At 70.1% G+C, this 9,864-nt stretch carries 9 protein-coding genes; 3 read left to right on the forward strand and 6 right to left on the reverse strand.

Annotated features, from left to right (window positions below; all coding sequences use genetic code 11):
* The 5 genes from ACWCO3_RS25370 to ACWCO3_RS25390 all read right to left on the reverse strand — a co-directional run.
* On the reverse strand, positions 1-736 hold a 736-nt coding region (locus ACWCO3_RS25370; protein ID WP_450012381.1), incomplete at its 3' end, for a cation:proton antiporter domain-containing protein.
* Positions 733-1,986 carry a cytochrome P450 gene (locus ACWCO3_RS25375; protein ID WP_145786441.1) on the reverse strand — a complete coding sequence of 418 codons (1,254 nt, stop codon included), beginning with the start codon at positions 1,984-1,986 and terminating at the stop codon, positions 733-735. The genes ACWCO3_RS25370 and ACWCO3_RS25375, both read right to left, overlap by 4 nt.
* Complete coding sequence (locus tag ACWCO3_RS25380; protein ID WP_145786442.1) at positions 1,983-2,972, reverse strand: alpha-hydroxy acid oxidase; 990 nt, start codon at positions 2,970-2,972, stop codon at positions 1,983-1,985. The genes ACWCO3_RS25375 and ACWCO3_RS25380 overlap by 4 nt, the downstream gene beginning before the upstream one ends.
* A 1-nt stretch (position 2,973) precedes the next feature.
* Positions 2,974-4,539, reverse strand: coding sequence for an NAD(P)-binding domain-containing protein (locus tag ACWCO3_RS25385; RefSeq protein WP_450012383.1), 1,566 nt, complete (start codon positions 4,537-4,539; stop codon positions 2,974-2,976).
* A complete protein-coding gene (locus ACWCO3_RS25390) occupies positions 4,529-6,043 on the reverse strand; it encodes an aromatic amino acid ammonia-lyase (RefSeq protein ID WP_423435928.1) in 1,515 nt (504 codons plus the stop codon). Before ACWCO3_RS25390 ends, ACWCO3_RS25385 begins: the two co-directional genes overlap by 11 nt.
* A gap of 63 nt (positions 6,044-6,106) precedes the next feature.
* On the opposite strand from ACWCO3_RS25390, the gene ACWCO3_RS25395 reads away from it, so the two are divergent.
* On the forward strand, positions 6,107-7,645 hold the full coding sequence (locus tag ACWCO3_RS25395) for an NAD(P)-binding domain-containing protein (RefSeq protein ID WP_450012385.1): 1,539 nt from the start codon (positions 6,107-6,109) through the stop codon (positions 7,643-7,645).
* Positions 7,635-9,029, forward strand: a complete 1,395-nt coding sequence (locus ACWCO3_RS25400; protein WP_450012387.1) for a class I adenylate-forming enzyme family protein — start codon at positions 7,635-7,637, stop codon at positions 9,027-9,029. The genes ACWCO3_RS25395 and ACWCO3_RS25400 overlap by 11 nt, the downstream gene beginning before the upstream one ends.
* An 81-nt stretch (positions 9,030-9,110) precedes the next feature.
* On the opposite strand, the gene ACWCO3_RS25405 is transcribed toward ACWCO3_RS25400, so the two are convergent.
* Positions 9,111-9,233, reverse strand: coding sequence for a 50S ribosomal protein L36 (locus tag ACWCO3_RS25405; protein ID WP_030331473.1), 123 nt, complete (start codon positions 9,231-9,233; stop codon positions 9,111-9,113).
* A 76-nt stretch (positions 9,234-9,309) separates the two neighbouring features.
* Between ACWCO3_RS25405 and ACWCO3_RS25410 the strand changes: the two genes are divergently transcribed.
* Positions 9,310-9,696 carry an SdpI family protein gene (locus ACWCO3_RS25410; protein ID WP_450012389.1) on the forward strand — a complete coding sequence of 129 codons (387 nt, stop codon included), beginning with the start codon at positions 9,310-9,312 and terminating at the stop codon, positions 9,694-9,696.
* The last annotated feature ends 168 nt before the right edge of the window (positions 9,697-9,864 follow it).

A 9,864-nucleotide genomic window follows, 5' to 3' on the forward strand; every position in this document is an offset into this window, starting at 1 on the left:
GATCGGCACGGTGCCCGGCACCCCGAGCGCCGCACGGGTGTCCAGTACCCGCTGCGGTGTCAGGGCCGTGTAGGCGGCACCGACAACCGTGCAGCCCGAACAGCACTGCGCCACCCGCGGTGACCAGGGCCGGGCCGGCGGCGCCCGAGGCGAACGCCAGCACCACGGCCAGCATGATCCACGCGACCGCATCGTCGATCGCGCCGGAGGCCAGGGCGAGCAACCCGAAACGGGTGCCGGCGAGACCGCGCTCGGTGATGATCCGGGCGAGCATGGGGAAGGCCGTGATCGCCAGCGCCACACCGACGAACGCCGCGGACACCCCCAGCGACACGCCCTCCGCGCGGATCGGGACGAAACCCGCCATGCCCAGGACCAGCAGGACCCCCAGAACCAGCGGAACCGTGACACCCGCCAGCGACACCGCCCCGGCCGTGCCCGCCAGCCTGGTCACCCGGTGCGAGGTGAAGGCGTAGCCCGCCTGGAACATGAACAGCACCAGGCCAACCTGGCCGACCACGTACAGGATCGGCAGCAGCGGCGCGGGGAAGAGCGCGGCCTGCGCGCCCGGCCACAGCAGGCCGAGCAGCGACGGGCCGAGCAACACCCCGGCGAGCATCTCGCTCACCACGGGAGGCTGACCCGCCTTGCCGAGAAGCCAGGAGACCAGCCTGCAGAAGAGCAGAATGACAGCGACCGCGATGAAGAACCGCGGGGCGAGTTCGGTAGGGGTCACGGGCCTGCCTCCTCGAAGAATCGGGTGCACAACTTCTGCCGCCGGGCGTCGACGACCATCCAGGTGCCGCAGACGAGCTGCTTGACCGACCGCCCCACGTCGAAGACCCGGTCGCGGTGCCGCATGAGGGCGAGCCGGTTGCGGCCGGGACCGGGGAGGCCCCGGGGCGTCAGGTACGCGGGACCGCGACTCGGCAGCGAGCGGGTGTGCGCCGCCGACGAGCTGACCGAGAACCGCCGCAGCACCTCCCGTGTCGCTGCCCGCAGTTGGACGGGGGCTGCGCCACGCGCCGGACAGGCCCGGTTGGCGGTGACGCCGTACGGGATGAAATGCGCGTCCTGCCGGCGCAGCGACAGCCAGCGGTCCGGGTTGAACTCGTCGTCGGCTGCGGGGCCGGTGCGCTGATAGGCCAGATAGTTGAAGAGCAGCACCGATCCGGTGGGGAGAACGTGATCGCCCACGGAGATGGGCCCGGAGGTGATCCGGTGCGCGATACCGAACAGCGGGTACACACGGAGCGTCTCGTCGATGACCCGGTCGAGAGAGCCGTCCGACGTGTCCTCGACGGATCGAGCGCACAGCAGGATGTGCGTCATGGCCTCCGACATCTGCACCACCGCCGTGTTGAAGAACGCGCCCTGGAGGTACCAGGCGGTCTCCAGGGCGGTGAAGGGCGGCGGCAGCACGACCGGGCAGGTCCCCGCGTCGATCCGGTCCAGCAGGTAGCGCGTCAGGCGATCCCGCCGGGACATGTGCCGCAGACTCATCCCCTTCAGCGCGGTGACCACGTCGTCCGCATTCGCCACGATGAGCTCCCGCACGCCGCGCGGGCAGGATGCGCCGAACACCAGCTCGTATGAGACCTCGGCCCAGATCGGCATCATCAGGTCCCGTAGCCGCACGTGACTGGTTCGGCCGGTCGGGAGCGTGTCGAGGATCCGCCGGGTCGCGGCCGTCGCGAGTTCGTCGGAGCGCGGGTGTGCGACGGCCAGCACCTGACGTGTCGTCCGCGCGACCGTCTTGTACGGCTCGCCGGGCTCCAGGTGCTCCTGATGCATCTGTGGACCGGGGGCGAGCCAGTACCAGAACAGGTCCGACAGCCCGGCCCCGCGGCTGCGTCCGTCGGCGGCCGGATCGCTGTAGACCCGCTCGAAGTCCTCCGGCCCCACCAGCGGCCCGGGGACGGGAATGCCCTCGGCCCCGTTCACCCGCTCGAAGATCCACTCGCGGAGGGCGACCACCGCCTTCACCGGGTTACCACCTGGTCGGGCGTCAGATCGGCCGGTCGCCGCGCTCCGGCCAGGGCGAGGGCCTGGTCCAGCTCGGTGGTGAGTCGTTCGAGCGCCTCCCGTACGCCCACCGCCCCGCCCGCCGCGAGCCCGCGCACCACCGGACGTCCCACCAGCACCGCCCGTGCTCCGAGAGCAAGCGCGATCACCACGTCGGTGCCACAGCGCACACCTCCGTCGAGCAGCACCGGGATCTGCCCATCCACGGCTGCCACGACTGCGGGCAGCGCGTCGAGCGTGGGAATCGCCCCGTCGAGCTGACGTCCACCGTGGTTGGACACGATCACACCGGCGGCGCCGTGCTCCACCGCGAGGCTGGCGTCCGCGGGATGCAGGATGCCCTTGAGCAGGATCGGCAGCCCTGTGACGCCGCGCAGCCACACGATCCGGTCCCACCCCGCCGTCGCGTCCATCGCGATCGAGCGCACCCGGCCGGCCGCGTCGCGCATGTTCTCGCAGGCGTAGCCGGACGGCAGGTCCGTGAAGCCGTTGCGCAGGTCACGCTCGCGCCGTCCGAACACCGGAGAGTCGACCGTCACCACGAGCGCCCGGCAGCCCGCCGACGCGGCGCGCTTGACCACGTACTCGGTGAAGTCGAGGTCGGGTTGCGGGTACAGCTGGAACCACAGCGTTCCGCCCGCCGCCGCGATCTCCTCGACCGGCTGGGTGGCGGCCATGCTCACCACCATCGCGGCGCCGGCCGCCGCGGCCCCCCGGGCGGTGGCGGCCTCGCCGTCGGGGTGCGCGAGTCGATGAAAGGCCGTCGGAGCGACCAGGACCGGGGCGGCCAGCGACGTGCCGGCCACCGTGGTCCGCAGGTCCCGCTCGCCGGTCGCCCGCAGCACCCGTGGCACGAGCCACCGCCGCTCGAAAGCCCGCTCGTTGGCGGCCATGGTGCGTTCCCGCCCGGCGCCGCCCTCGAAGAAGTCCTGGTGGACCGGGTCCATCTCAGCCCTCGACGCCGGAGAGGCAACGCCCCAGGAACTCCTGTAGCGGCCGCACGTGGACCTCGGGCCGGTCCCACCGGTTCTCCAGGTTCTCGGCGAGGTGGTGCGTGCTGATCACCTGGCCCTCGCGGTGGTAACGGACGACCGGGTGCAGGTACGCCGCATCGTGCGCCTGCCCCACGACGTCCTGGGCCACGCGGGACACGGTGATGTCGAACGGGTCGACCTGGTCGTGGTCGGGGCCGTACTCCAGGGTGATCACGAATGCCTGGTCGTAGTCGTGCTCGGCGGTGCGCAGGCCGGTCGACACGAAGTAGTCCACCGGCACCTCCTCGTGGTAGCGGGCCTCCGGGCCGGCGACGGTGAGCACGTCGGCGAGGAACCCGAACTGCTGCCACAGGGCGGAGGTGCGGTTGACCCGCTCGATGACCGCCGCGGTCATGGCCGCCGGGTCGGCGGCGAGCCTGGTGGACGGCCAGTCCGTGGCGTCGTACCGGCGGGAGAGGATTCTGTGCAGTGCGCGCACGGCGTAGCGGAAACCGTGCACGAAACCGCTCGTGGACTTCTTGAAGTCGCGTACCTGCGAGATCGTCCCGGCGAAGAACAGCCCGGGCACGTTCACCGACTCCCATTCCTCGGTCTGTGCCGGGAACCGGTCCTTGATGGTGAGTTGCGGCCGTGCGGAGGCGTCGAAGATCGAGTCGTCGAAACGGAATCCCGTGCACGCCAACACCCGGTCGTAGTGCAGTTCCTTCACGACCTCGTTGGCCCTGGAGAAGCTGAACGCGACCTTGTAGCCCGTACCGTCACGCTCGATGCTCTTGATCGTGCCGTCGAGGATCGCGTTTGCCGACTTGAGCTGATAGGTGTCGAGGAAGTTGTTGTTGACCGCGCGCAGGTGCCCGACGTAATGGGTGCGCCACGCCATCCGGACCGAGCTGGGCCCCGCGACGTGGATCAGCGTCGTGGTCTCCATGAGGTTCTCGGCGGTCTCGAAGGCGGAGTTACCCTTGCCGATGATCAGCACTTTCTGGTCGAGATAGTCACGTGGCTCGACGCTCATCACGTCGTACCCCTCGGCCAGCTCGAATCCTGCGATGTCCGGCGAGTAGGTCTTCGACACGCCGGTGGCGACGATCACCGCGCGGGCCTCCCAGCACCGGTCGCCGGCCTCGACCGTGAACACGTCGTCGCGCTTGGACACGCGGGTCACCCGGGTGCCGTAACTGACCTTGACGCCCGTCTTCGCCGCGAAATCCGCGAGGTATCGCACCATCACGTCGGCGTCGGGGAAGTACCGCTCGGTGTACTGCGTGAACAACAGCGCCGGATCGTCGGTGAGCAGGGAATTCCAGTCGAGCCGCAGATTCAGCTCGGGGTCGTCGGTGCCCGTGCGCGGTTTGTTGATCGAGATGAGCTGGCGGTGCCGAGGATAGGTGGCGAAGAACGCCCCCGGCCCGTCGGCGCCCTCCAGCACCACATAGTCACGCGTGCCGTCGGCCTCGAGCAGGGCGGCGAGCTGAAGACCGGCCGGACCGGCCCCGATGATCAGGTAATCAAGCGTCACGGCGCTCACCGTACGAGCCGGAAATCAGAGAGATTTCAAGCTCTTCCAGAATGGCGACCGCCCTTCGTACGTCTCCGTCGAGCGACCGGTCCGGGTCGATCGCAGGTATCTCCTCCAAGGCTCGAAGGATCCGGTCACAGCCCACCGCCGTGGGCCGGCGCGCCCCCACGTGCACCGCCTGGCGCAGCCCGAGCCCGAGCGAACCGGTGATCAGGCGTAGCAGCTCCGCCTGGTCCAGGGCGCGGAGAGCGGCTTGCGTGCCGAGCGGGATGACGTCCTGGTTGTGCAGGTTGGTGGGGAGGCTCTGCAGGCTTGCGGGCACGGAGTCGCGCCTGATCTCGGCGATGAGCGCTGTCGACGCGAGCTGTACGCCCTGCAGCCCGTGCTGCTGACCTGGTCCCGCCGCGAGCATCGGCGGCAGTCCGCCGTTGCGCCCCGGGTCCACGAGCAGGTCGAGTTGGCGCTCGGCGAGGTTGCCGACCTGGGCTATCACCATGGACAGGACGTCGGCGGCGAACGCAGCGGGTTGGCCGAAGAAGTTGCCGCCGTGCACGACCTTGTCGTCGGCCGGGAAGAACAGCGGGTTGTCGCTGACCCCGCCGAGGTCCGCCGTCACGACACCGTCGACGTAGCGCAGGGCGTCCTCGGCCGCTCCGAGCAACTGTGGCGCGCAGCGGATGCTGTAGGGCTCCTGCAACGGTCTGGTACCGGACGTCTCCAGGCCGGCGGCTGTCGTTCGCATCGCGGCGCCCACCTCGATGGCGCCCCGGTGACCGTAGGCGGCGAGGAGGGCGGGGTCGAGGAACTGCGGATCGCAGCCGAGCAGGTCGGCGAGCAGGCAGCTCAGCGTCTGCACCACGCGGTGCGAGGTGCGGACCCGGCCCAGGGCGAGGGCCAGCGCCGCAGTGGTGAGCGACGTGCCGTTCACCAGCGCCAGCGCGTCCCTGCCGTCGAGCGGCAGCGGTTCCAGGCCGGCCTTCGCCAGGGCCTCACCGGCGGGCATCCGCACACCGTCCAGGTAGGCGTGCCCGCGACCGCGCAGCGCCTGAGCGGCGGCACCGAGCGGGATCAGATCGCCGCTGGCCCCCACCGAGCCGAATCGGGGCATGGCCGGTGTGAACGTCGTGCCGAGCATGGCCGCGAGCGCGTCGATCACGTGCGGCGAGACTCCCGACGCGCCCCGGGCCAGGGACCAGGCGCGGACCAGCAGCGTCGCGCGCACGACATCCGGTGCGAGGTCCGGGCCCTGGCCCGCCCCGAGGTGGGCGAGGGTGTTGTCGGCCTGGTCGCGCTGGTCGGCTCGGCCCGCGTACCCGACGAGCGCCCCGAACCCGGTGGTGGCACCGTAGATCGCGCGGTCGTCGCCGAGTGCCTTCCCGAGGAATGTGCGGCCGGTCGCCACCCGGTCGCGCACCTCCTCGCCGATCACGACAGCGACCGGGCCCGCTGCGGCGCGCAGGTCGGCGGGGCGCAGCGGTGCTGCCAGATCCACCTCAATCGTCATGGAAGCGGATGCTAGAGACGCTTTCTCAGAGCGCTCTGAAATCGCCTCAGTAAATTGCGCCGTATGACGCACGATTGCCTGATCATCGGAGCCGGGCCGGCCGGTCTGCAGCTCGCTGCCCTGCTCGAACGCGACGGTCACGACTACGTGGTGCTGGAGGGCGGCCCCCGACCGGGCACATTCTTCGAGACCTATCCCCGGCATCGCCAGCTGATTTCGATCAACAAGGTGTGGACCGGATCGGAGGACCCGGAGTTCAATTTACGGTCGGACTGGAACTCACTGCTGACCGACGATCCGGCGTTGCTCTTTAAGAACTACAGCACGCGCTACTTTCCGGCCGCGGACGATCTGGTGCGTTATCTCGCCGACTTCGCGCGGGGTCTGCGCGTCCGTTACGACACCCGGGTGACCTCCGTGTCGAAGACCGGTGACGTGTTCACGGTGCGGGCCGGCGACGACAGCTGGACGGCACGGAGAGTCGTCGTCGCCACCGGCGTCTCCCAGCTCCACGTGCCGCCGATCGAGGGCGCGGACCTGGCCGAACGTTACGACACGGTGAGCGTCGACCCCGCCGACTTCGTCAACCAACGCGTGTTGATCATCGGTAAGGGCAACTCGGCCTTCGAGACCGCGGACGCGCTCGTCGAGACCGCCGCGACGATTCACGTCGCCGGGCCGCACTCCATCAAGCTGGCCTGGCAGTCCCATTACGTCGGGCACCTGCGCGCCGTGAACAACAACTTCCTGGACACCTATCAGCTGAAGTCGCAGAACGCCGTCCTGGACGGAACTGTGGAGCAGATCAGCCAGCGGGAGGGCGGCGGGTTCCGGGTGCTCTTCCGGTACGCCCGGACGGTCGAGAACCTGCGCGAGCTCGAGTACGACAGGGTCATCCTCTGCACCGGATTCCGCTTCGACGCGTCCATCTTCGCCGAGTCCGCGCGTCCGGAGCTGGTCATCAACGATCGGTTCCCGGCGCAGACGCCGGCCTTCGAGTCGGTGAACGTCAGCGGTCTCTACTTCGCCGGCACCCTCAGCCAGCAGCGTGACTTCAAGAAGTCCACCAACGGCTTCATCCACGGCTTCCGCTACGCCACCCGCGCACTGCACCACATCCTGCGCGAGCGGCACCACGGGCAGGCCTGGCCGTCCCGGCAGATCGCCCTGACGCCGGAGGCGATAGCCGATTCGATAATCGCCCGGATCAACGTGACCTCGGCGCTGTGGCAGCAGTTCGCGGTGCTCGGCGACGTCATCACGGTCGAGGGCGAAGCCGCCTGCTACCGAGAGGAGGTACCGGTCGCCTACCTGCGGGAGGCGCTGCCGGACGTGTTCGCGTTCCTGGTCACCCTGGAGTACGGCCCCGACCACGACCAGGTCGACCCGTTCGACATCACGGTGCCGCGTCCGGCCGAGAACGACGCGAACGCCGCGCACGACGCCAGCTATCTCCACCCCGTCGTGCGGGTGCTGCGCGACGGGCAGGTCGTCGCCGAGCACCACCTGGCGGAGAACCTGGAGAACACCTGGGACCTGCCGACAGTGCATCGGCAGCCCCTCGAGGTCTTCGTCAAGGGCGTCCTCGCCGATGCCTGCTGACGTCTGGCCGCAGCCCATCCTCGACCTCCTGGCAACCGGCGAGGACCGGCCGGTCTTCGAGGACGGGCCGGTCGTCACGACCGCCTCGGAGATGGCGGGTCTGATCCGGCGCATCGCGGCCGGGCTGCGCTCGTCCGGCGCGGGGCCCGGAGTGGGTGTCACGCTCGATCTGCCGGTCACCGCCGCCGCCTTCGCCGCCACCATGGCCGCCTTCGCGGTCGGGGCGCGGGTGTCCGGGTGGCGTGCCGACCTGAGCCCGGCACAACTGTCCGGCTCCCTCATTGTCGACTCGGCTCAGCTGGCCTCGCTCGCCGAGCATCCCGACAACGGGCTGCCACTTGTCGCGGCGGGACGGGCTGAGGATCCCGCGCGGATCGTCTGGACCAGTGGCAGCACGGGGACGCCGAAGGGCGTGGTCCAGACCTATGCGGCCATGTCGGCGGCCTGGGTGCCGTACCCGGACCGGTGGCCCCCGGCCATCGCCGAACTGGCGACCCGGATGCAGCGCTACCTGGTCTTCGGCTCGCTGGCCAGTCAGGTGATGCTGGAGTACGGCGTCCTCGCCCTCGCGGCGGGCGGCACCCTCGTCGTGGCGCCCCGGCCGGTTTTCCCGGATGCCCTGGTCGAACACCAGGCCACGGCGAGCGTGATCACCGTCGGCAAGCTGCACCAGCTGATCCGGGACCAGCGCGCCAACCCGGTGGACCTGCGTCACCTGGGGGCGCTGATGGTCTCCGGGTCGCCACTCGCGCCGGGCCGACTGGCGGAGGCCCTCGACGTGCTGGGCCCGGTGATCTTCCACGGGTACGGGCAGACCGAGACGTCGATGATCGCCATGGTGACCCCCGCCGAAATGCTGACCAACCCGGCCACGCTCGCCACTGTCGGTCGTCCGGCCGTGGACGTCTCCATTCGCGACGACGGGGAGGTCTACGTCCGCACACCCACGCAGGCGTCCTCGTACTGGCAGGACCCGGACGAGTCGGCCGAGGTGTTCGTGGACGGGTGGGTGCGTACCCGTGACCTGGGGGAGCTCGACGCGGACGGATACCTGCGGCTGCTCGGGCGCGCCCGGGACGTGATCATCGTCAACGCGCAGCTGGTCCACGCCGGACCGGTGGAGCGGGCGCTCGCCGCCGACGCCACGGTCGGCGAGGCGTACGTCGTCGGGTGCCCGGACGAGATGACCGGCGAGGCCGTGCACGCCTTCGTGGTGCCGGTGGCCGGGAGGACGCCCGATCCGGATGTGTTGCGCAAGCTCGTGGCCGCACAGGTGAACGACCTCGCGGTGCCCCGAACCGTCACTGTCGTCGACCGGGTTCCGCTCGCGCCGAGCGGCAAACCGGACAAAAGTCGACTCGCGCAGCTCCGTGACGATCCGTGACATCCGGTCGACATGCAAAACGCCCTGACCAGGTCACCGGTCAGGGCGTTTGTCGACTGTATGTCCGGTGCGGGGCCGGGGTCAGCCCTGGCGGCTCTTCCACTGCGGGTTGGCGCGGTTCACCACGACCGTCCGGCCGCGACGGCGGACCACCACCGAACCCGGCTTCTGCTTCAGCGCACGCAACGAGCTACGTACCTTCATCTCTGCCTCCTCGGTGCAAGCGGTTCCGAGTATCGAAACGCCGCACCCACCCTGGGGATTCCCGCCCCTTACGCTGATGGTTGGCGATGCGTGGGGAGGTGCCAGAGTGTGGCCCGGGGCCTTTGTGACTGTGGTCTACGCGTTTCTTGGTTGGCTCGTGGCGTTCACCGCCCGGGCCGCGCTGCGACCGACGGTGAACAGAAACCGCAGCCCCGGTGTACGGACGCCGGCGACGATGCGCTCTACGGAGCACTGGCACGCGGCGCACCAACGGGTCGCCCGACCCCTGCGCCGCACCGGCATCCTGCTGGCGGTCGCCTCGCCGCTGCCGATTCTGCTCGGGGCCGCCTTCGGTGATCCGCCGGTGATCGCGGCAGTGCTGGTGCTCGCCCTGCTCGTCGTGCCCTATCTGCTCTACCTGGCCTACCTCGCCGATCGCGCCGCAGCCGCCGTCGACGGCTGACGATTACCGGAGCCCCGTCGAACCTTTGCCGCCCGCCGGCCGTACCAGTGGGCGGAGGTCGCCCTCATGCCCGTACGCCGGCTCTTCGCCGTGGCGCTCGTCGTCGCCGCGACCGTGCCCCTGACAGCCACGCCCGCCGCCGCCCACGGCGCCCCCACCGACCCGGTC

Source organism: Micromonospora sp. NPDC002411, assembly GCF_053592955.1.